Here is a 22,196-nt window from a genome sequence, read left to right as displayed (position 1 = left end):
ACCACGTGAAAGGAAGCTGAGGAACAGATTAGAATTTGATGAGAATTAGATCGTCTTGATGATCCGAGCTGGATTTCCGCCAACGACGCTGTTTGCCGGTACATCCTTGACGACGACACTTCCTGAGGCAATAACTGCATTATCTCCGATCGTCACACCTGGATTGATGACCGCGCGTCCACCGATCCAGACATTGTTCCCGATGACGACCGGTTTTCCTAATTCATAACCGCTATTGCGCTCGACAGGATCGAGTGGGTGGGTCGCGGTATAGATATGTACACCTGGAGCAAGCATGCAGTTGTCGCCGATCGTAATCGGACAAATATCGAGCAAGACACAGTCATAGTTGGCATAAAAACGAGCCCCTAACGTGATGTTGTAGCCATAATCACATTTAAAGGTCGGTTCGATGTAAAAGTCGGCTTGCTCCGTCTGAAATAATTGCTGCAAAAGCATCTTTCGCTTGGCACGATCATGAACACTCAATTGATTGAACTCATAGCAGAGCGATTGTGCCCGGATGCGGTCGGCCACGAGTTCCGGATCTTGTGCTAAATAAAGTTCCCCTTGAATCATCTTTTCTTTTTCAGTCATCTGATTCACTCCTTCATCGTTATTACTTTCATTAGACTAAATGGCACCGGGTGATGCAACTGATATCCCGTTAAGACACGCGAAAACAGGATAGCCGAAGCTACCCTGTCGAGATTCGATCCTTATGCTAACTCGATTCCACCTGTAACACCATAGATTTGCGCTGTAACATAGCTTGCAGCGTCTGAAGCGAGGAAGACATAGACATCGGACAGTTCGACCGGTTGACCACTTCGTTTTAGTGGTGTTTCCTGTCCGAACTCTGGAATGTTCTCGCTTGGCTGACCACCCGAGATTTGAAGCGGTGTCCAAATCGGACCAGGTGCGACGGAGTTGACACGGATTCCTTTTGGCGCGACTTGTTTAGCGAGTCCACGTGTGAAACCGTTGATGGCAAACTTCGTCGAAGCGTAATCCAAGAGATTCGCGCTTGGATTATATCCTTGGACAGATGTCGTCGTGATAATCGAAGCGCCTTCCTTTAAGAGTGGCAAGGCTGCCTTGACGACCCAGAAGAGGGAGAAGACGTTGATTTCGTATGTCTTGCGTAATTGCTCCGTCGAAAGGTCGAGAATGTTTTCGACAGCTTGTTGTTTACCCGCGACAAGTGCCAAAATGTCGAGTCCGCCGAGTGATTCGTGTGCTTCTTTGACGAGTTGTCCACAGAACGCTTCATCACTTAAATCACCAGGTAAGAGATATGCTTTTTGTCCCGCTGCTTCAACGAATGCTTTGACTTCTTCAGCATCCTGTTGTTCTTCCGGTAAGTAGTTAAGGACGATGTCAGCCCCTTCACGAGCGTAGGCGATTGCTGCTGCTCGGCCGATGCCGGAGTCGCCACCCGTAATCAGTGCTTTTTTGCCGATCAATTTGCCAGAACCTTTATAACTCTCTTCTCCACAATCGGGAACAGGTTCCATTTTTGCTTGAACCGCTGGGGCGTCCTGATATTGTTTTGGGAAATCGTCATTGAAGTATTGTGTTAACGGATTTTTCGATGCAGCCATGTAAACATTCCTCCTGAAAGTTGGTTTTGGTATAGGTTGTATGTTCCCTCAACAAGTCGGATTAAACGTTTTTGATGGTAGTAAATTTGGAAATTGATGGCTTACACTAGAAAAAGAGGAGTGTGAAGAAGATGATTGCTGGACTGTATGAAGCCCATTTACCGGTCAAAGAGCTCGAACGATCGATTGTCTTTTACGAAGAGTTAGGTCTTGAATGTGCGTTCCGAAATGAACGCGTCGCTTTCTTTTGGATCAAGCACGGTAAGAGTTGGTTAGGGCTATGGAAAGCAGGTCAAGCTGGGTTACCGTATCATCCGTCGATTCGCCATGTTGCGTTTCGGGTGGAACAAGAAAATATCGACAAAGCACAGGACTGGTTAAAGGAGAGAGGGATTGAAGTTCGATCAGCCTTCGGTGTAGCAGGAGCTGATCAACCGCTCGTTCTCGATAATCATCCACATGCGCACGCAGCGATCTACTTCGAGGATCCAGATGGCAATTCACTCGAATTGATCGCACCGTTACGCTTTGATATGGAGACGATGAACGGAACGATGTCGTATAAGGACTGGCAGCATCTTTATCAGATTGAAACGGAAAAATGAAGAGGTGACTGTAACGTTCAGTCATTGATTACGCATTCAAATCGCAAACTGCATGACGTGTTCTTTTATAGAAAACGGTTCGAAATGAACAAAAAGTGCAATCTTTCTCCTCATAATAGAGAAAAATTGCACTTAATCTATCTTGCAATAAATTTAGACACGAGCTGATTGGCGCTCGCTCATTGCTTGTAGAGCTGCTTGGTTTAGTAAGTTCCACGGTTTGTTGTAGTGCGGTTGGAAGAAGAAATCGACGAAAGCGAGCTCTTCAAGTGTCATGTCATTTTGAATCGCGACAGAAAGTGTGTTCATTGCCTGTGTCAAATCAACTTTTGAGATGATTTGTGCACCGACGACACGATGTGTTGCCGTCTCGAAGACGAGCTTCAATTGGACGTCTTCTGCTGTTGGCATGAACTCTGGACGATACGCATCTGTAACTGTCGTGCTGCTCACTTCAAGTCCGAACAAGGGTGCCGCTTCTTCTGTCAAACCAGTCGACGCGATGTTCAAATCATATAAGCGAAGACCAGATGTGCCTTGTGTTCCTTGGTAACGAATCTTTGGCGCGAGTAAGTTTTTTCCGATGAGCGTACCCATCCGGACAGCATTCGTTGCGAGTGGAATATAGGCATGTGTCCGAGCTGGGTTGTAATAGACGGCACAGCTGTCACCAGCAGCAAAAATGTTCGGGTTGCTCGTCCGCATATAATCGTCAACGATGATGGCACCGTTCGGTAACATATCGACTTGTCCTTTTAAGAGTTCCGTGCTTGGGCGGAAACCGACACAGAGAATGACGAGATCCGTTTCAAATGTGCCTTTATCTGTAACGACGTGTGTGACAGCACCGTTTTCTCCTTTGAAGCTTTGGACGGTTTGTCCAAGTTCAAGACGAATGCCGCGATCTGTTAATTCGCGTTCAATGACGTCAGTGAACGAGCGGTCGAGGTATTTGTTGAGAATGCGATCTGCACTGTCGATGAACGTAACATCTTTTCCGTAGGCTTCAAACGCTTCGACGAGTTCAGCACCGATATAGCCTGCACCAACGACCGTGATCCGCTCTGCATCTGATGCTTTTTCGATGATTGTTTGAGCGTGGTGATAGTTTTTACAGAGCTCGATTTGGTTCAACTCAATACCAGGAAGCATTGGAATGATTGGCCAAGATCCAGTCGTCATGATGAGTTTATCGTACGTATCGTGAACGACTTCACCAGTCATGAGGTTTTTCGCAACGATCGTCTGACGTTCACTATCGATTTCAAGTACATCATGTTTCAGACGCATCTCGGCTCCGAGCTCAGCAAGTTCACTTGGTGACGAGTAAAATAGCGATTCCGCGTGCTTGACGACACCACCGACGTGAAGTGCGATCCCACAAGAGAGAAACGATACATTGTCATTCCGCTCATAAACGGTGATCTCGACATCTTGTTGTGAAGCGAGTTCTTTGACTGCTGCTGTTCCTGCGTGTGTACATCCGATGACTGCTACTTTCATGGGTAAAGTCTCCTTTGTGTTTTGTTTGTGATGTAAATCACATTCATTTGATATACTTAGTGTAATCCTTCGCAAGTTCACTTTCAAGCAGTTTGTTCAACATTGAGCATAATCTTGTCTAAATTGTGAATGAGTGAGCAAAAGTGTTTGGATTATGTGAAGAATGCGTAAAACTGTTTTAGTTACTGAAATTCGGGTTATAATGAAAATAGATTTTTAATGAAGGGGTGGAAACCGATGGATACCGAGAGGACCAATCATCTATTCAGCTTACCTGATTTTTAGCAGTACCGGTCAAGACGAACAAGACGGTAATGGCTTATAAAAATCAGGGAGAGCGAAAATAGATGAATACCCAAACGGGACGTATAAAACCTCTCCCACGATGTAAATGGGAGAGGACAATAAAACATGAAACGAATCGCAACCATCTTAACCGGAACGCTGATCATGGCGTTCGGTTACTACACATTGAATGAACAGTTCGGATTAGCAGAAGGCGGCTTTATCGGATTATCGTTGCTTGGTCGATACTTTTTTGATATCAATCCTTCGATCTCGATGATCGTGCTCGATATTCCATTTTTCATCGGTGCCTTGTACTTCAAAGGCAAGCGTTTCGTCAGTGAAGCATTACTATCAGCAGGTGCGTTATCACTCTTTTATGAAATGTGGCACCGACTCGATTTGTTCCACTTTCCAGAACAGGCTTGGCCAGCGACGCTCATCGCAGCGATCGCTAGTGGAATCGTGACCGGGTATGGTCTCGGACTTGTTTTGAAAAGTGGAGCGGCAACAGGTGGAGACGATTTGCTATCGATGGGACTCAGCAAACTGACAGGTCTATCGATCGGGACGATTTTGTTCGGACTCGATGCCATCGTGTTAATCATCTCACTTGTCTATCTGCCGCTCAGCTTAACGTTATATACGTTACTGGCTGTAGCGATCGCTGGACGTGTCGTTGCTGTCATGACACGGGAGCCTATCATCGTACCAGCACCTGTCATAAAGAGAGTGACGCAGTAAAAACGGATGAATATCTAAAAAAATCATGTATCGGATTCGACATCGTCGAGTCCGATTTTTCAGGTTCATTAATTAGAAAATAAGTTCAAAGGAGAACGATTAGATGATTCGACAAGCAGATGCTTCTGAAGCACAACAGATTGCCCCGTTGATTGAGCAAGCGATTCATGAGATTGCTGAGACATTGACGGGAACGACAGAAAAAGAAGAGGTTCTAGAAAGGCTCGCTTATTTCGTTTCCCAAACCGGAAACCGGCTCAGTCATGAGAACATCCTCGTGAAAATCATCAAGGACGAAGTAGCGGGCATCGTGATCGCTTATGCCGGAACAGAGGCGAAACAACTCGACGAACCAATTAAAGAACAATTGAAACAGTGGACAGGTCAAGACGTCCAGATCGACGTCGAGACGGAAGGACCGGTCTATTACCTGGATACCTTATCAGTGGATGCGCGTCATGGTGGAAAAGGAATTGGTACGGAACTGTTGCAGGCAGCAGCGGAAGTAGGCGAGAAACGGGGACTACAAGCGTTTACGTTAAACGCTGATCAAACGAACGTTGGAGCGCAACGACTGTATCGCCGTCTTGGCTTTAAACCGGTCCGAACGATTGAAATTAGTGGCGGTACCTTTGATTATATGGAACGTCGTTACGATATACAGCAATGAAAAAACCATGTCGATCTCCACAGTGTCATTCGGGAATCGACATGGTTTTTATAGTCATGTCATCATGGCATCGTTAGTTGATACAAATCGCTTGCACGTCTTCTGATTCGTATCGGGCATCACTCGTAAAGCGGAAGCTTGGTGTAGACATGAAGAGGTTCACCTTAGCACTCCGTTTTCATAACATTTTTGCTTAGTTAAATGGTTTGAGTGCGTCCGTAATCCGTTCACCTATCATTTTGGCTTTGACGTCACCTTTTTCAACGAGCGCGAACCATTCGTTCGCATCTTTAGTGATTTGCGCTACTTTTTCTTTACCGAGACGGTTTTCAAGCGTGGGTTTCATCGCAACGATGAATAGGTTAGTTTCCATTGCTTTTGCCCGTGCTGTATCGATGTCTTTCTTCTCGATTGCTTCTTGTGTTTCTTCATGAGATTCGTCGACTTTTTCCGTCAACGCTTGTGCGAATAATCCCTCGATTTCTTTGTAAGAAACGTCAGCTGGCTTTGTCTTCGAGAAGTCATAACGTTCTTTTAGTATTTTGACAGCCTCTTCGTCTCCATCCGCTAAAGATTTTTCAACTGCAAGGAGGGAAGCATATCCTTCTGCTTGCCCTACCTGTAATTCTTTTTCGTCCGTCCCGCTTTTGACACCATCCTCGATTTTTTGAGCATAATCGAGTGCAGCCAAGTAGAACGAACGATAAATCGATTTATCCGTCACTTGTTTCGCGACATTGAAGTCACCGATTTTTTTAGTATCAATGGCTTCTTGCTGGGCAGATAGACCGGAAGTAATTGCTTGAGCAATCGTGTCTTCGTTTTTGAAATCGTAGCTTACGTCGCACTTTTTCGCTGTCGGGATGAAAATGGTCCTGGCCATTGCTTCGACATCTTTGAGTGCTTCTGTTGCAGCTTCCGGTTTACCCGCAACGAGTGCTTCTTCAGCTTTTGCTTGATTTGCCTTTTGTAATTGATAGAAATAGGACTGTAGAGCTTTATCGACGAGTTGACGTGCGATGTTCTGATCGAGATTCTTCGCTTCAACATCTACTAAAGCGGATTGAATGACTTGGTCGATTTCTGGTGCTACCGTTTTGACACCACCTTTTAGTTTTGCCTCATAACTCGTCTTGACCATCTTCCAATCCATTGCTTGTCCGTCTTTCGCTTTGTCGAGTTCTGCTTTGATCGAGCTGTAGATCGTCAATTCATCTATCAATGTCGTTGCAGCTATTCCAGCATCCGCTGATTTCGTTTCTGTCGACTGCTCTTTTTTCGGTACAGTCGTATCGGTTGCGTTCGAACCGCAGGCAGCTAAGATGCCAGCTAACATAAAGATCGAAGCTACTTTTATGCGCTTTTTCATAATCGTGACCTCCTATAAAAAGTGATAAGAAGTTTCTATCATGTAGATGTTTTCAGAAATCTGAACGTAAGGAGAATAATTCATATTTTTAATTGAACTTTAAATAAAAAACGGCTTTGGAATAAGAATCCAAAGCCGTCCAAAATCAAAAATCAGAACTGTTCATACAGTTTTGTCAAATACGTGTAGACTTCGTCCGATGCTTGGAACATCATGACAGAATGTCCGAAGATCGCTGCTGGATTGAAGCCGTGATCCAGATCAATTGTCGATGCGATCGTGACATCACGGTCGCTATCGAGAACGACGCGGAAGTATTTGAACTCTTGGTTGAAATCGTTAATGGCATTAAGAATCGGAAGATCCTCGACACCATCTGGTACGTGTGTCACTGTACGAGCGAACAATTCAACATCTGTCGTCGTCTTACTGAAGACAATCATCATCATCGGTTCTGCTCCAGCAGGTGTTTTTTCTTGTGTCATGAAGAAGACGTGTGTTTCATTCTCACGCGCTTCCATTGGAATGCCTTTTTCGACGAGGAAAGCTTGGAAAGCTTCCAAGTGTTGTTGCTGTTGTGGCGCGATTCCTTGTTCGTTTGTTTCGGGTTGACGATCTTGGTGAATCGGTGTCACTTTATTGTTCTCGTTTGATTCGTTCGAGTTACGTTCCTGGTCCATTGCAAAATCCCCCTTTATATACTATAGATTTAGTTTCAAGCATTTCAGAAGGAAATGCAACTAATGTCCGTTCAGATAGGAAGAAAATACAAAACGAATGGGATATGTCATATCTGTGAAGCTGCAAGCAACTGACTTGAAAATACATACCTAACAGGGTATATTGAGTGGCAGATAGTACTTCAAGGAGGAATCATTTAGATGAAAACGATCATCGTAGGTGGCGTCGCAGGTGGCGCAACGGCAGCGGCACGACTACGCCGGATTGACGAAACGGCAGAAATCATTTTGCTCGAGCGCGGAAAAGAGATCTCGTTCGCGAACTGCGGACTGCCTTACTATATCGGAGATGTCATTAAAGATCGCAATAAATTACTTGTCCAAACGCCAGAGGGGATGCATGCACGATTTAATTTAGACGTCCGTAACTTGTCGGAAGCGATTCGGATCAACCGTGAAGCGAAGACTGTCACGATCCGTAACGTTGACACAGGTGAAGAATACGATGAATCGTACGATCATCTGATTCTTTCTCCAGGTGCAAAACCAATTCGTCCGAACATTAAAGGACTGAGTGATGCAACAAATGTCTTTACGTTACGGAACATTCCGGATACGGACCGGATGCGAGAATACGTCGATACGACGCGTCCGGAACGGGCAGTCGTCATCGGTGGAGGATTCATCGGTCTCGAGATGGCAGAGAATCTTGTTGAACGCGGGGCACACGTTACCCTCGTTGAAATGGCAAACCAAGTCATGGCTCCGATCGACCCGGAAATGGCAGCAATCGTTCATGAACATCTTCGGGCAAAAGGCGTCGAGCTGATTCTAGAAGATGGCGTCGCTCGTTTTGAAGAAGCAGGTCGTCGTGTCGTCTTGACAAGTGGACGCGTGATTGAGACAGAGATGAATATCTTATCAATCGGTGTCGCACCGGAGAGCACGCTCGCAGCAGATGCTGGTTTAACGCTTGGAATCAAACAGACGATTCAAGTCGACAATCAACTGCGGACATCCGATCCGTCGATCTTTGCGATTGGTGACGCGATCGAAGTTAAGGATTTTATCACGAAGGAAGCGACACATGTACCGCTCGCATGGCCTGCGAACCGTCAAGGGCGCCTCGTCGCCGACATCATTGCCGGGCGTGATGTCCGGTACAGTGGAACGCTCGGTACAGCAGTAGCGAAAGTCTTCGATTTGACAGTCGCTTCTACCGGTAACAACGAAAAACGATTGCGTCAGCTCGGTATGCGTTATGAAGCGATTCACCTCCATCCGGGATCCCATGCGGGTTACTATCCAGGGGCGAGTCCCATTTCGATGAAGCTGTTATTTGATCCGATCGAAGGAACGATCTACGGAGCGCAGGCAATCGGCATGACAGGTGTCGAGAAACGAATCGATGTCCTCGCGACAGCGATTAAAGGTGGATTGACAGTGCTTGATCTACCAGATCTTGAACTATCATATGCACCGCCGTATAGTTCAGCAAAAGATCCGGTCAATATGGCAGGATATATTGCGTCGAACATCGTGCTTGGTGACAGTGCGAACGTTCATTGGCACGAAATCGATGCGATCGTCGCCAACGGTGGCTTATTACTCGATGTCCGTGAACCATCGGAAAACGAGTTAGGCGCGATTCCGGGATCAGTCAATATCTCGTTACCGACGTTACGTGAGAAGTTGACTGATCTGCCGAAGGATCAAACGATCTATGTGACATGCCAAGTCGGATTACGTGGATATGTTGCAAGTCAACTGTTGCAACAACACGGTTATGATGTGAAAAACTTAAGCGGCGGATATAAAACATGGTCGGTCGTGCATCGTGATCAAGAAGCACGAAGCCAAGCGAAGGAGGAGACTGCTGTGACGGTAACGAAACGTGAGCCAACAACGAAGACTTCACCAGAACAAGTGGCGCTGCTCGATACGTGCGGTTTACAGTGCCCAGGTCCAATCTTAGAGCTGAAAACAAAAATCGATCAGATGACGGACGGCGAGCAAATTTTCGTCAAGGCGTCAGATCCAGGATTCTTGCCAGACGTTCAAGCATGGGCGAAAAAACTAGGTCACACGGTCCATTCAGCGGAAATGAATCAAGGGGTCGTCGAGGTCTTGCTTGAAAAAGGGCAAGGGGAGACACCTGCTGCAACACCGGTTCAAGTCAATCCGGCAGATGATGCGACGATGGTCGTCTTTAGTGGTGATCTGGATAAAGCACTTGCATCTTTCGTCATCGCACAAGGTGCACAAGCAATGGGGAAGCAAGTGACGATGTTCTTTACGTTCTGGGGCTTGAACATCATTCGAAAACCGGATGCTCCTGCCGTCGAGAAAGCCGCTATTGAGCGGATGATGGGGATGATGATGCCGAAACACGCCGGGGAACTGCCACTCTCGAACATGAATATGGCAGGTGCTGGTCAAAAAATGATGAAAAAAGTCATGAAGGATAAACAAGTCGATGCGCTCGAGACGATGATGGCAAAAGCGCAAGCGGCGGGTGTCCGTATGATTGCCTGCACGATGTCGATGGATATCATGGGCATTAAGAAAGAAGAACTCCTCGACGGCATTGATTACGGTGGTGTCGCGAGTTATCTCGGCGCAACAGATGGTGCTAACCTGAATCTGTTCATCTAATAAAAGAATTAACTATGTGAGCGTGTTAAACCTGACATCTGATGTGAGGTTTAACACGCTTTTTATGTTCTGAGTTATAAGTGAGTTTGATTTTTCAAAAAAAATTGCGTATGATAAATCACATGTGAAAAAAACTTACATAGAAATAGAGAGAAAAGATGAATGAAAGTGAGGAGATTCGATGGAAAAAGAAGTGATGAAATTAGTAAATCGAGCAAATGATTACTTATGGACGAACGTATTAATTGTTTTACTCGTTGGACTAGGCATTTATTTTACATTCCGGATGCGGTTCGTTCAATTTCGAATGATTCCGGAGATGTTACGCTTACTGTTCCAAGGAACGGATAAAGGGAAAGATGGCGTATCGCCATTCCAAGCATTTGCGATCAGTACGGCAGCACGTGTCGGTACTGGTAATATCGCAGGTGTCGCGGCAGCAATCGCACTCGGTGGACCAGGAGCGGTCTTCTGGATGTGGTTAATCGCCTTGATCGGATCGGCATCGGCATTCGTTGAAAGTACACTCGCTCAAATTTATAAAGTGCGTGATGATAAGGCGTGGCGTGGGGGCCCTGCCTATTATATGGAGAAAGCACTTGGTCAACGTTGGTTAGGAATCTTATTTAGTGTCTTGATTACGATCTCATTCGGATTTGTCTTCAATTCCGTTCAATCGAATACGATCTCGCTTTCTCTTCAAAATCAATATGGCTTTGATAAGACATGGATTACGGTCGGACTGGTCGTGCTGACGGCACTCGTCATCTTTGGTGGCGTCCGTAGCATTGCAACCGTCGCGTCGTTCCTCGTACCGATCATGGCCGGTGGTTATATCCTGATCGCGCTCTATATCATGGCGACGAATCTTGAAGTACTGCCAAGTATTTTTAAATTGATCTTCCAAGAAGGTCTATTCGAATTCAAGACACTCGCAGGTGGTGCAGTAGGTGCAGCACTCTTGAACGGGATTCGCCGTGGTTTGTTCTCGAACGAGGCCGGTATGGGTTCGGCACCGAACGCAGCAGCAACGGCTGAAGTCTCCCACCCGGTCAAACAAGGCTTGATTCAATCATTCGCGGTCTTCGTTGATACGTTGATGGTCTGTTCGGCGACAGCGATGATTGTTCTCGTCAGTGGTGTTCCGACAAAAGATGCGAATGGAGATGCCTTAGCCGGTATTGATTTAGCGCAAGGGGCACTTGCGTCGCAAGTTGGATCACTTGCGACAGGATTCATGGCACTTGCCATCTTCCTCTTTGCCTTTAGTTCTGTCGTTGGAAACTACTATTACGGTGAATCGAACATCACGTTCATCCGTGACAATAAACAGGTCATGATGGCATACCGTGCACTCGTCCTCGTCATGATCGTCTTCGGTTCACTTGTCGAGTCGGCTAGTCTCGTGTGGGCTTTAGCGGACATCTGTATGGGACTGATGGCAATCGTTAATCTATATGCGATTTTCCGTCTCGCAAAAATCGCGAAGCTTGCGCTCGATGATTACGCGACACAACGAAAAGCAGGAAAAGAGCCGCGTTTCTATGCGGACTCGATTCCGAACTTGCCAGGAAAACATACGCTTGAAGCATGGCATGGGTCAGAAGAAGACGAAAAAGCGATCTAAGAAAAGGGAGTCAGAGAAATCTGGCTCTTTTTTTTGTATAGAACGAATTTAAAAAGGGAATACAGAGTACAGAAGGGAGGGGGAGAATGGAAAACGTACATTTCGTTCGCGTCACGGATGCGGTCTGGGAGTCGTTCGGAAACGATCCCCACATTATCATGGACTGGATATTATTCATTCATGAGACACAACCCGACCATGAACAATTGTTTGCCCTCGAACAAACGAATGCCATCTACCATTTGATGAATCAAATCGATATCTATATTGATCAGGACACGCACTATAATCTAGGGCGAGCGATCATTGGTGAAGAGTTGATCGTCAATGAGGAAAAAGCGGCAATCGTCGGGATTCTTCCTTTACCGCTTTTGATCATTTCCGCTGAAGTGATGCGAAACTTCGATCAACGGGCACTCGCTTCGATTCATGATGAAGCTGGAATACCGGGCGAATTCGAATATGTCTGGGAGCAGTTCGCCGATCTGCGTGCCTATTTTCAAAAGGCAGAAGAAGCGGAAGATACGATTTTGATTTATTACGTATGACTAGTACCATCTATAAAAAAGAGACCCGCTTCCAAGTCGTCGACTGGAAACGGGTCTCTTGTCGTTCATCTAAATCAAGATGACTTCACATGGAAATCACTCTTTTTACAATAATTTTTAGATTAAAAATCGATTTCGTCTGGATCCGGTCCGAGGCGGACATCCGTTGCTAGACGATCAATTTTCTCAAGATCATCGGCATCGAGTTGGAAATCAAAGACGTCGAAGTTTTCTGCAATGCGTTCTGGTGTGACGGATTTTGGAAGAGCAACGATACCGTTGTCGAGGTGCCAGCGCAAGACGACTTGTGAAGGTGTCTTACCATGCTTCTCTGCGATTTCCTTGAAATCGTTGATTTCGAGGAATTTCCCTTGCATGAGTGGACTCCATGCTTCGACTTGGATGTTGTGATCTTGCAAGTATTCGTGCAGTTCGTGTTGCGGCAATTGTGGATGCAATTCGACTTGGTTGATCATTGGTGCCATCAAGCCCTCTTCTGCCAATGTATCGAGGTGATGTTCCTTGAAGTTCGAGACACCGATCGCTTTGATCTTGCCTGCTTCATACAGTTCAACCATTGCTTTCCACGCTTCGATATAGCCTTCGACTGGCCAGTGGATCAGGTAGAGATCAAGGTAGTCTGTTTCGAGACGTTCGAGCGATTCTGCGAATGCTTCCTTCGTCCGACCGGCACGAATATCATCGTTCCAGACTTTTGACGTTAAGAAGAGATCCTCACGTTTCACGCCGCTTTCTTTGATTCCTTTTGCGACACCGCGCTCGTTTTTATAGACAGCAGCTGTATCGATATGACGATAGCCGACACGTAGTGCTTCAGCAACAGCAGCGGGTGCTTCTGTTTCTTCGTCTACTTGCCAGACACCGAATCCGATTTGGGGAATCGTAATACCGTTTGAAAGTTTTGCGTATTGCATGTGTTACTCCTCCTCATAAAACGTAGTTTAGATTTGCTCGTTTAGTTTAGCACGAACGAACGAAACCGTCCGTTTCCATGCTCATGGAGGAATAGAATGGGTTAAAATAAAAGAGAATTCATCACATCTGACCGTATGTCAGAAAGAGGGGGAGAAAGGATGGCTCAAAAGAATAAAAAGCTATCAAAGGGAGCTTGGCTTAGTATTAGTGCCTTGTTGGTCACGCAAGCAGTTAGCCTATTTTTCAGTGCACGAAAATCAGGACGTAACCCGTGGGTATGGGGAGGCGCGGGACTCCTTCAGTTTCCACTTCCAGCAATCGCGTATTTGATTTTAGAACGACAAGCGAAGCAGAAAAAATAATGAAACAGGTCCGATCACCATGATCGGACCTGTCGTTGGTTAAGAAGAGATTTTTTCCTGTTGAGCAACTGATTTCTTCGGACGTGGGAAACCAAAGATGATGGCAATCGATCCACAGACGAAGAGCAGGAACGGATAGAACAGATACGGAATCAGTTCCGGTGAAGCCGTCTTCGTCAACTCTGCTGCGATCAAGAGTTGTGCCCCATACGGAATGATACCTTGAATCCCACAAGAGAAGATATCAAGAATACTCGCTGATTTCTTGCGATCGATTTCATACGTATCGGCGATTTCAGCCGCGAGTGGTCCAGCGACAAGAATCGAGATCGTATTGTTCGCCGTTGCGAGGTTCGTTGCACTGACGAGTGCCGCCATACTGAATTCGGCACCGCGACGCTGTGAAATCTTGCGCGTCAACGTCTCCTTCAAGTAGGCGATTCCACCGTTGAACGTAATCAAACTGACGAGACCACCCATGAGGAGCGTCAAGATTGAAATCTCTGCCATGCCCATCATTCCTTTTGACATCGAAAGGACGAACCCACTTAAACCGAAGCTACCGTCAATCATACCGATGATGCCAGTGAGCAATGTACCACCGACGAGAACGAGGATGACGTTAACACCAAATAGTGCAAGGACGATGACGGCGAGATATGGAATCAATTTGTAGAACTCGAATGCTTTAGCCGTTACCGCATCGCCAGAACCAGAAACGAATGCGAGTAAGATGACCGTCAAGATGGCAGCCGGGAGAACGATCATGAAGTTCGTCCGGAATTTATCACGCATGTTCGTTTTTTGCGTTCGAACGGCAGCGATCGTCGTATCTGAGATGAACGACAAGTTATCGCCGAACATCGAACCCCCAACGACTGACGCTGCTGCGATTGCGACGTTGATGCCTGTTGCTTCATGAATACCGAAGGCGATCGGTGCGAGTGCAGCAATCGTTCCAGTCGAAGTTCCCATTGCCATCGAGATGAAGGCAGCGATGACGAACAGACCGCTCATCAGGAGTGACGGAGGTAGGAACGTTAAGGCAGCATTGACGGTCGCATCAATGGCGCCGATTGCTTCTGCCGTTCCAGAGAACGTACCGGCTAATAAGAAGATGAAGACCATAATCATGATATCGGGATTTCCGGCACCGGTTGCGATTCGTTCAACCGTTTGATTAATCGATCCTTTCGTCGTGATTGCAGCAAAGATCAGCGCGATCAAAGCAGCGATAAGAATCGGGAATTTGTAAAAGTCGTCATAGAAGATGCCGGCTCCGATGAAGAGGACCAGAAATACGACGAGGGGAAGCAGTGCCCATTTGTTAGGCGTGATCATTTCATTCATTGTTGACACCTCGTTTCTCAAAGATACAAAAAAAGACCCCTTCGCAAGAAAGAAGGAGGTCTTTATGAAATAAAGACGCTCTTCTTATCTCTCAAGCTTTCGCTTGCTGGATTTGGCACAGTACGAATCAAATCGTCCGCTGCCGAAACATCATTGGGCCAGTCCCTCCGTTTCTCGCGATAAAAAGAAGTCATTCAATTGTTGTAAAACACGTTTCTTACCGTACCGCATTGAGTAACGCGTGTCAACTGTACTTTACTGAAGTGCCTGTTCTAACGTCTGGACGTTTTCTTCCATCAACTTAAAATACGAGCTGTTTTGCTGCGATTTCGTCACCGACTCGAGGTTATGGATCGTCACGGATTTAGCTCCGATTTCTTTTTGGATGACACGCGCAACCTTTGGTGAAACCGTTTCTTCGAACGCGACGTATTTCAAATCATGCATCCGCGCTTCTTTCACTAAAGCAGCCAGTTGCTTTTGTGAGGGTTCATCGGAAGGGGAAATTCCGGCGATTGGAAGCTGCGTGAAACCATATCGTTCGGCGAGGTAACCGTAAGCTGCATGTGTGACGAGAAGTTCTTTTTTTGATCCGTCAGCGACGGCTTGCTTGAACTCTTTATCGAGTGCGTCAGCCTGCTGATCGAACGCTTTCAGGTTTTTTTCGAATGTTGCTTTGTCTTTTGGTACTTCTTTTGATAAGGCGACTGTGATAGAACGTGCCATTGCTTTGGCGTTGACAGGATCAAGCCAGACGTGTGGATCGTATTTTCCATGATCGTGTCCTTCCTCTTCGTGCGCCTGCTCATCTTCTGTATGTCCCTCTTCTTCATGTGCGTGAAGCGTAGCATCCGATTCCAGCAAAGTGCCATCCTTACTCGTCTCGATGAACCGGACGTCCGTGCCTTTTAGACTCTCTTGGATTTTTTTTGAATAGGGTTCAAGTGTCGTACCCGTCAAAAGGAAAAGGTCACCTTTGGCAATCTCAGTGAGTTGCTTTGACGTCGGTTCATAGGAGTGCGGATCTGCTCCAGGTGGGACGATCATCTTGACGTTGACTTGATTACCACCGATTTCACGGGCAATGGCAGCTGTTGCGAACGTCGATGTATAGATTTCCGTCTTTTTATCATCTGAAGTCGATGAATCGGTGTTTGATCCACAAGCTGCGAGGATACTTGCGCTCGCGAATGCGACCGTTAAAGCAGGAATGATTTTTTTCATTATATGTTACCTCCGTTATTAAAACGTAATTATTCCGATTTGGACTTTTTCACTATAGCGGAACGTTTGAGAAGCGTCAAGTACGAATACCGAGACGTTCGACTTCTTTTAAAACGGGGTAAAAGGATAATAAAGTGAAGGAATTGGTACGTCTTTTGGAGGTGATCAAGTGAAACGTGAAACTGCATGGCTAATGGGGGGAGCTGCACTACTAACGACGGCAGCTGCGGGAGCAAGTATCTGGAACAATTACGGTGCATTACTTCGATGGACTGAACCCGCCTTGCCAATCACAGAAAAACAACTCGCATCGCGGACACTCACTTACAAACAAGTGGGAGACCGTACCTTACAACTCGATCTCTATTATCCGCCGGGGGAAGGACCGTTTCCGGTCGCGATCTACGCGCACGGTGGCGCATTCGTTCGTGGAGAGCGCGAGGATCTGTTCTGTTTTAGCCCGATCGTTGATCGCCTGCTTGAACTTGGGGTTGCTGTTTGTAGTATCGATTATCGTCTGTTTGAAGAAGGCAGTTATTTTCCGGATAATCTCGAAGATGTACGGGATGCCTTATGCTTTTTGAACAAAGAAGCAGAAGATCTTCGCATTTTAAGAGGACGGATGATGGTATGGGGAGACTCAGCCGGAGCTGCACTCATGCTGACGACGGCACTTGCCCCATCTGCTTTCGTTGGTGAGCGAGATGAACGACACATGCCATTGATTAGTGGTGTCATTGCCTTATATCCACCGACGAATTTTTTATTGTTTACTTTCATTCAGACCTGGATCGCTCACATTAAGTTTTATAAAGGTGGACGGGAAGAATGGCGCAAGCTCATGACCCACGTTTCACCTGTGACGCATCTCTCGTCAGACGCCCCACCGATCATGCTCCTGCATGGCAAAAAAGATCCAATCGTTCCGTTTTCCCAAGCTCTTCACTTCGTTGAAAAAGGAGCCGATGTCGGAGCTGATGTCCGTTTGTTTTCTTTTCCGAACGGTACCCACTCACTTGCTAGTTTTGCACAGACCGAAAATCCATTGAAAATTGAACGACTTCTCGAACGAATTGAACGCTTCACTTGTCAGGTGTTGTTATTGCCACCGCGACAACTTCCCGATGAAAAACATGATACAATCAGTCATATTTCTTGAATGAAGGAGACAGAGACATGACTGAAATTTGTTTAGTGCGACATGGTCAGACGGATTGGAACTTAAATGAGCGAATCCAAGGAAGAGAAGATATCCCGTTGAATGCAACAGGAAAAAGACAAGCGGAACTCAGCGCCGCTTATCTAGCCAATGAAAAGTGGGATGTCTTGCTAGCAAGTCCGTTGTCCCGCGCTGTTGAAACAGCTGAAATCATCGGACGTGCGGTCGGATTGACGATCACAGCGACCGATGATCGACTCGTCGAGCGTGAATTTGGTGCCGCTTCCGGTGAACCGGTTGCGTCGATTTATGAAGCTGTTCAAGCGAACGATACGAAACGTGTTCCAGGTCTTGAAACGGAACAAGCGATTCAGGATCGCGTATTCGAAGCATTACAGGAAGTGACACGAACGTATGAGGGGAAACGAATCTTAATCGTCTGTCACTCGCATACGATCAAAGCAGCCTTATCGTCGATTGATGAGACATTCAGTTACCGGACACCTTTGAAAAATGCATGTGCGAATTATATCCAATATACGGACCACTATACGATTGATCGAATCAATGTAGCGGATCACATCACGGACGAAGTCGAAAAACCTTAAGAAATCGGTGTTTCTGGATGTTCTGCTAGATACTGTTTAAATGTTTCTTTAGCGATACTCGTGATATGTGCACCGCGTTTTGAACGACGATCCTTGTATTCTTGGACGAGTTCCTCACCAGCGAATCCATCCTCGACGACTTCACGTAAGATCGATTCGGATAAATCATTCTTCATCATGACCATCTTACCAGTGAAGACATAGGAGACGTGTTCGCTTAAGGCAGTCCGTTCAAGAGGCGTGACGATCATCGCGGCAGGGTCATTATCGGGTCGTGAGATCGTGATTTCAATCAAAGCACGTAAATGTTTTGTGAACAATTCATCGACGATCGGCTGATCGCTCGAAGGAACGACGATTTCTGCGACCCATTGTGCCGTTTGTTCGGTACTGACCGTTAGTCCATCTTGAATGGCGACGGGAATCGTCGTATCACGTCCTGACTCGTCCATTAAAATGCGCAATGTGCATAATTTAAAGGTTTTCATGAAAAAATGCCCTCCCTTGATCGCTTACGATTTTTCTACAGTATACCGTGAGGAATGTGGGACGGGAAACTTTTCCTGACGAAATTCGTGTGAACTATGTTTAAATAAGACTAGATATTACTAACAGGAGGATCGTTCATTATGCCGCAAGTACTCATTGGAATATTAGGAATCCTGGGTATTGTCTTACTTGCCCACCATATCATCATGTATTGGCATGCTGAACCGACAGACCGCCCGACGCTTGCATATCGCATTGCGCTCCTGATTGCCTGTTTGCTACTCATTAGTGGAAGTGATCATTTAATCAGTATTTTTTACGCGGATTCCTTAGCAGAATTCGGTCAACGCATAACGTATATCGTCTTCATCGGAGGTGCGCTTGGTTTCGCGTGGTACTTTCGTAAGAAGATGGAACAAGCGCCAACAGAAATGACACCTGTCGGAAACGAAGCAGGATTAACATGAGAAAAGCGCCGTTCATCCTGAGAGAGGAAGAACGGCGCTTGTTTGTGCGTCTTATTTTAAACCACTCGCGAGTCGTGTTTCCCGAATCATGTCGAGTTTGAGTTTCCAGAGACGGTCACTGAATGTGACGGCATAAATCTCTGGCAAACGGAGACGTTTGTACTCCTCCCAAAGACGACCAATCTGCGTTTCATGGAAGTGACGGATCTCTTCAATCGTTGGAACTGTATAAATTAGCTCTCCATCTTTGAAGATCGGTTCAAGCAAGCGTTCGACCTTGAACTGCTCTACACGGTTACGGAACGATGGGTCCCGGACGTCGATGAGATCGACGGCTTCAAGTGTCGATGGATCCTCATCCATCAACGTCACGTAATCCCCTTTAAACTTATCCGTCACCGGATCGATGATGCGATAGACTTCCTTGATGTGTGGTGTCGTCGTCTTGGCTTTTGACGAGGACACTTTGATGACAGGCGTGAGTTCGCCGTCTACTTCACGTGCGACCAGTTTATAGACCATTCCGAGAGCGGGTTGCTCGTAAGCTGTAATACCACGTGTTCCGACGAGGAACGTATTCGCTTGGGCGCCTTGGATGCGCAAATCTTGGATGACGTACTCATCGAGATCCCCTGACAAGACGATGTCGACTTCTGGGAAGCCGGCTTCGTCAAGCATGTTACGAGCACGTTTTGACAAATAAGATAAGTCACCAGAATCGATCCGGATTCCGCGCAGTTTATGTCCTTTGGCTTGGAGTTCCTTTGCGACCGTAATGGCATTCGGCAGACCACTCTTGAGTGTGTCATACGTATCGACAAGTAACGTCGTTTGATCCGGATAGTGAGAAGCAAATGTCCGGAATGCTGTTAGTTCATCATCATGGAATTGAATGTCGGCATGTTCCATCGTTCCGCCACATGGGATTCCGAAATCGCGTCCTGCTGAAGCAAGACTTGTGACGTCAAAACCAGCGAGGTACGAAGCACGCGTTCCGAAGTAAGCAGCATCGATGCCTTGCGCACGTCGGGCACCGGCTTCAAGAAACTTCGCACGGGGTGCCGATTGACGAATGCGTGCGTACTTCGTCGCGATGAGTGATTCATGGTTCGCGATGTTCAAAATTGCGGTCTGTAAGAGTTTCGCTTCAAAAATTCGTGCCTCGATCCGAATCAATGGTTCGTTCGGGAAGACGATCTCACCTTCTTTGACACTGGAAATCGAACCGTTGAACTTGAATTGACGCAGTTCATCCTTGAATTCATCTGGGAAGCCGATCATCTCTTGCAAGTACGTGATGTCTTCTTCCGTGAAACGGAGTGTTTGAATGTACTCGATGATGTTCTCAAGACCCGCAAAGACGACATACCCTCCTGCAAACGGATTCGAACGGTAGTAGACATCGAAGACGGCACGTTCATTGTGACGTCCTTCTTTCCAGTAGATATACATCCACCGTGGTAAGTATAGATCGGTATGGAGTGCAAGATTACGTTGTAACATAACGGACAAATCCCTTCTTATTCGCCGACGACTTCTGCGCCGATCGATTGTTTAAAGTGTGTAAGCGCCCAGTCGTGACCCGTCGCGTTAAAGCTTGCGACCGCATCGGCATGGACGACGATATGATATCCGAGATTGTAGGCATCAACAGCTGTATGAAGGACACAGATGTCCGTACAGACGCCAACGAGGTGGACTTCGCGGATACCACGTTCACGCAAGCGTAAATCAAGGTCCGTCCCGGCGAACGCACTGTAACGCGTCTTATCAATGATGTGATCAGCGACACGTGCCATGGCTGCGACTTTCCCAAACAAATCACGTCCATGTGTTCCGCGAATATTATGCGGCGGGAAAAGGACAGTTTCCGGATGGAACGTATCACCTTCCTCATGAATATCGTTGGCAATGACGACGTAGTCCTCTGTTGAAAATTCCTCCATCAATGTAGCGATCCGGTCTTCAATCGCCTGTCCTGGTTTTCCACAAGTCAGCTTCCCTTCGTCAGCAACGAAGTCGATCGTGTAATCAATGACAATCAGAGCGCGCATGTGCGTGAGCCCCTTTCGGTTTTGAATTAGTGTTCTCTTTCACATTGTACTCTATCTCACATAGAAGGCGAAAGGAAGAAATCGGATACAAACAGGTATAGAGAAGTAATAGAATGGGGTATAAAGTATAGGACGAAAATGATAGTAGAGGAGGAGAAAGGGATGGCTAGGTTGAATGAGTATGAAGTGGAAGAGCGTCTTGAACGATTGCAGGATTGGAGTATCGTCGATGATGAAATCGTCCGAACGTATACACTTCCATCGTTTCCTGCTGCACTGGATTTCGTACAGGAAGTCGGGAGTATCGCCGAAAACTTGAATCATCATCCACGGATCGTAATTGACTATAAAAACGTCACACTTGCGGCGACGACTCATGATGAAAATGGATTGACGGAAAAAGACTTTCAACTTGCGGAGGCCTGTGATGCCATCTAAACTTTCGATCACATTCGGTAGCGGTTCGTTTGTTGAACAAATTCGTTCTCGGGATGCTCATATTCGTGTTGCTAGCGGGAGCGGTGACGCTATCCTCTGGATAGAGACGGACTCGAAATCACCTTTTCAAAGTGGCAATACCTACACGTTGCTCGAATCACGTGGAAATTTTTCGGATGAAGGCAGTCTCTTCTACTGGTCGATTCCGGCAGATCAAAATAGCGGAGATTTATTCGTACATCAAGTGATGTCGAATCCAAAAGTCATTGGAGCAGAATATGGTGGCTTCCAGGCTTTTCGGATTGGACGTGTCGAGAAGGGGACAGATCTCGTCTTATTGATTCAGTTCCATGAGACAAGCGACGGGGCTCGTTATGCAAAATCAGTTGAACGTCTCACGGTAGACCAGTATGCTGAAGAGGCAGGGAAGTCGTTCGCGCCTTCTCCCGTCATGAAACGGTATCAAATCGTACCACCAACAAATGAGTGAGATGCAGGGGGACTAACAGATGAAGAAGAACTATTTTGTCGTAGCAACACTTGGTGGCGCACTTGTCGGCGCTACTTTATCACTACTGCATAAAGATACGCGTCAAGCGCAGTTCACGGCAGTGAAACGAACATTCAGTGGCGCAGGAACACAATTGTCTGCTGTCAAACAAGATCCGAAAGGACGCTTTGAGGAATTAAAAGCACTTTATACGGATAATCAGGAGACGATCCATAACTTGATTGATGATGTGAAGGACTTGGCAGAAGTTCTACGCAAATAATCAAAAAAAGGACTTACGCATATTGAACTGCCCCATAAAAGTTGGA

General features: G+C 46.5%; 24 protein-coding genes and 1 riboswitch. Of the genes, 13 read left to right on the top strand and 11 right to left on the bottom strand.

Translation table 11 applies throughout. The annotated features are described in order from the left end of the window. Positions 1 to 45: 45 nt before the first annotated feature. Positions 46 to 597 carry a maltose acetyltransferase domain-containing protein gene (locus tag B4F99_RS09605; RefSeq protein WP_290757322.1) on the bottom strand — a complete coding sequence of 184 codons (552 nt, stop codon included), beginning with the start codon at positions 595 to 597 and terminating at the stop codon, positions 46 to 48. A 122-nt stretch (positions 598 to 719) separates the two neighbouring features. Then, positions 720 to 1,604, bottom strand: a complete 885-nt coding sequence (locus tag B4F99_RS09600; protein ID WP_290757319.1) for an SDR family oxidoreductase — start codon at positions 1,602 to 1,604, stop codon at positions 720 to 722. A 131-nt stretch (positions 1,605 to 1,735) separates the two neighbouring features. Here B4F99_RS09600 and B4F99_RS09595 point away from each other — a divergent pair, with 131 nt between their 5' ends. Beyond that, a complete protein-coding gene (locus B4F99_RS09595) occupies positions 1,736 to 2,209 on the top strand; it encodes a VOC family protein (protein WP_290757316.1) in 474 nt (157 codons plus the stop codon). A 153-nt stretch (positions 2,210 to 2,362) separates the two neighbouring features. Here the strand turns inward: B4F99_RS09595 and B4F99_RS09590 are convergent, their stop codons facing one another. Then, positions 2,363 to 3,712 carry an FAD-dependent oxidoreductase gene (locus tag B4F99_RS09590; RefSeq protein ID WP_214856639.1) on the bottom strand — a complete coding sequence of 450 codons (1,350 nt, stop codon included), beginning with the start codon at positions 3,710 to 3,712 and terminating at the stop codon, positions 2,363 to 2,365. A 411-nt stretch (positions 3,713 to 4,123) separates the two neighbouring features. Between B4F99_RS09590 and B4F99_RS09585 the strand changes: the two genes are divergently transcribed. Beyond that, positions 4,124 to 4,741: a YitT family protein gene (locus B4F99_RS09585; RefSeq protein ID WP_290757313.1), complete on the top strand. Its 618-nt coding sequence runs from the start codon at positions 4,124 to 4,126 to the stop codon at positions 4,739 to 4,741. 103 nt (positions 4,742 to 4,844) lie between these two features. Next, positions 4,845 to 5,411: a GNAT family N-acetyltransferase gene (locus tag B4F99_RS09580; RefSeq protein ID WP_290757310.1), complete on the top strand. Its 567-nt coding sequence runs from the start codon at positions 4,845 to 4,847 to the stop codon at positions 5,409 to 5,411. A 193-nt stretch (positions 5,412 to 5,604) separates the two neighbouring features. Here B4F99_RS09580 and B4F99_RS09575 read toward each other — a convergent pair whose 3' ends face one another. Together B4F99_RS09575 and B4F99_RS09570 are read right to left on the bottom strand one after the other, a co-directional pair. Further along, positions 5,605 to 6,780, bottom strand: a complete 1,176-nt coding sequence (locus B4F99_RS09575) for a hypothetical protein (protein ID WP_290757308.1) — start codon at positions 6,778 to 6,780, stop codon at positions 5,605 to 5,607. A 152-nt stretch (positions 6,781 to 6,932) separates the two neighbouring features. Then, a complete protein-coding gene (locus B4F99_RS09570) occupies positions 6,933 to 7,460 on the bottom strand; it encodes a YbjN domain-containing protein (RefSeq protein WP_023469644.1) in 528 nt (175 codons plus the stop codon). Between the two features lie 201 nt (positions 7,461 to 7,661). Between B4F99_RS09570 and B4F99_RS09565 the strand changes: the two genes are divergently transcribed. From B4F99_RS09565 to B4F99_RS09555, 3 genes are all read left to right on the top strand, one after another. Further along, positions 7,662 to 10,115, top strand: coding sequence for a CoA-disulfide reductase (locus B4F99_RS09565; protein ID WP_290757305.1), 2,454 nt, complete (start codon positions 7,662 to 7,664; stop codon positions 10,113 to 10,115). Positions 10,116 to 10,296: 181 nt separating this feature from the next. Further along, positions 10,297 to 11,742: an alanine/glycine:cation symporter family protein gene (locus B4F99_RS09560; protein WP_214856633.1), complete on the top strand. Its 1,446-nt coding sequence runs from the start codon at positions 10,297 to 10,299 to the stop codon at positions 11,740 to 11,742. 86 nt (positions 11,743 to 11,828) lie between these two features. Beyond that, positions 11,829 to 12,290 carry a YfbM family protein gene (locus B4F99_RS09555; RefSeq protein ID WP_214856632.1) on the top strand — a complete coding sequence of 154 codons (462 nt, stop codon included), beginning with the start codon at positions 11,829 to 11,831 and terminating at the stop codon, positions 12,288 to 12,290. A 122-nt stretch (positions 12,291 to 12,412) separates the two neighbouring features. Here the strand turns inward: B4F99_RS09555 and B4F99_RS09550 are convergent, their stop codons facing one another. Continuing rightward, positions 12,413 to 13,225 (bottom strand): aldo/keto reductase, encoded by an 813-nt coding sequence (locus B4F99_RS09550; RefSeq protein WP_050678472.1) that lies wholly within the window; start codon positions 13,223 to 13,225, stop codon positions 12,413 to 12,415. 159 nt (positions 13,226 to 13,384) lie between these two features. Between B4F99_RS09550 and B4F99_RS09545 the strand changes: the two genes are divergently transcribed. Further along, positions 13,385 to 13,588 (top strand): hypothetical protein, encoded by a 204-nt coding sequence (locus tag B4F99_RS09545; protein ID WP_035412176.1) that lies wholly within the window; start codon positions 13,385 to 13,387, stop codon positions 13,586 to 13,588. 39 nt (positions 13,589 to 13,627) lie between these two features. Here B4F99_RS09545 and B4F99_RS09540 read toward each other — a convergent pair whose 3' ends face one another. Then, positions 13,628 to 14,938 (bottom strand): Na+/H+ antiporter NhaC family protein, encoded by a 1,311-nt coding sequence (locus tag B4F99_RS09540; RefSeq protein WP_290757300.1) that lies wholly within the window; start codon positions 14,936 to 14,938, stop codon positions 13,628 to 13,630. An 81-nt stretch (positions 14,939 to 15,019) separates the two neighbouring features. Continuing rightward, positions 15,020 to 15,124, bottom strand: a riboswitch (SAM riboswitch). 69 nt (positions 15,125 to 15,193) lie between these two features. Further along, a complete protein-coding gene (locus B4F99_RS09535; protein ID WP_290757297.1) occupies positions 15,194 to 16,162 on the bottom strand; it encodes a metal ABC transporter solute-binding protein, Zn/Mn family in 969 nt (322 codons plus the stop codon). Between the two features lie 169 nt (positions 16,163 to 16,331). Here B4F99_RS09535 and B4F99_RS09530 point away from each other — a divergent pair, with 169 nt between their 5' ends. After that, on the top strand, positions 16,332 to 17,321 hold the full coding sequence (locus B4F99_RS09530) for an alpha/beta hydrolase (RefSeq protein WP_214856627.1): 990 nt from the start codon (positions 16,332 to 16,334) through the stop codon (positions 17,319 to 17,321). A 17-nt stretch (positions 17,322 to 17,338) separates the two neighbouring features. Beyond that, on the top strand, positions 17,339 to 17,929 hold the full coding sequence (locus B4F99_RS09525) for a histidine phosphatase family protein (RefSeq protein WP_035412184.1): 591 nt from the start codon (positions 17,339 to 17,341) through the stop codon (positions 17,927 to 17,929). Here the strand turns inward: B4F99_RS09525 and B4F99_RS09520 are convergent. Next, complete coding sequence (locus B4F99_RS09520) at positions 17,926 to 18,417, bottom strand: YwpF family protein (protein ID WP_035412187.1); 492 nt, start codon at positions 18,415 to 18,417, stop codon at positions 17,926 to 17,928. The genes B4F99_RS09525 and B4F99_RS09520 overlap by 4 nt on opposite strands. 141 nt (positions 18,418 to 18,558) lie before the next feature. Here B4F99_RS09520 and B4F99_RS09515 point away from each other — a divergent pair, with 141 nt between their 5' ends. Further along, entirely contained in the window at positions 18,559 to 18,885 is a 327-nt protein-coding gene (locus tag B4F99_RS09515; protein WP_029342848.1) for a hypothetical protein, read from the top strand. A gap of 51 nt (positions 18,886 to 18,936) precedes the next feature. Here the strand turns inward: B4F99_RS09515 and B4F99_RS09510 are convergent, their stop codons facing one another. Both B4F99_RS09510 and B4F99_RS09505 read right to left on the bottom strand, forming a co-directional pair. Further along, entirely contained in the window at positions 18,937 to 20,388 is a 1,452-nt protein-coding gene (locus B4F99_RS09510) for a nicotinate phosphoribosyltransferase (RefSeq protein ID WP_214856625.1), read from the bottom strand. A gap of 17 nt (positions 20,389 to 20,405) precedes the next feature. Next, positions 20,406 to 20,939, bottom strand: coding sequence for a cysteine hydrolase family protein (locus B4F99_RS09505; protein ID WP_035412192.1), 534 nt, complete (start codon positions 20,937 to 20,939; stop codon positions 20,406 to 20,408). Between the two features lie 162 nt (positions 20,940 to 21,101). Between B4F99_RS09505 and B4F99_RS09500 the strand changes: the two genes are divergently transcribed. From B4F99_RS09500 to B4F99_RS09490, 3 genes are read left to right on the top strand one after another with little or no spacing between them, the layout of a single operon-like run. Continuing rightward, a complete protein-coding gene (locus tag B4F99_RS09500; protein WP_035412195.1) occupies positions 21,102 to 21,377 on the top strand; it encodes a 4a-hydroxytetrahydrobiopterin dehydratase in 276 nt (91 codons plus the stop codon). Next, positions 21,367 to 21,867 carry a hypothetical protein gene (locus tag B4F99_RS09495; RefSeq protein WP_035412198.1) on the top strand — a complete coding sequence of 167 codons (501 nt, stop codon included), beginning with the start codon at positions 21,367 to 21,369 and terminating at the stop codon, positions 21,865 to 21,867. The genes B4F99_RS09500 and B4F99_RS09495 overlap by 11 nt, the downstream gene beginning before the upstream one ends. 19 nt (positions 21,868 to 21,886) lie before the next feature. Beyond that, a complete protein-coding gene (locus B4F99_RS09490) occupies positions 21,887 to 22,150 on the top strand; it encodes a hypothetical protein (RefSeq protein ID WP_035412200.1) in 264 nt (87 codons plus the stop codon). Positions 22,151 to 22,196: the final 46 nt, after the last annotated feature.

The sequence above is a fragment of the Exiguobacterium sp. UBA3491 genome, from assembly GCF_002377745.1.
Lineage (GTDB): Bacteria > Bacillota > Bacilli > Exiguobacteriales > Exiguobacteriaceae > Exiguobacterium_A.
This window is presented reverse-complemented; position numbering and strand designations above follow the sequence as displayed.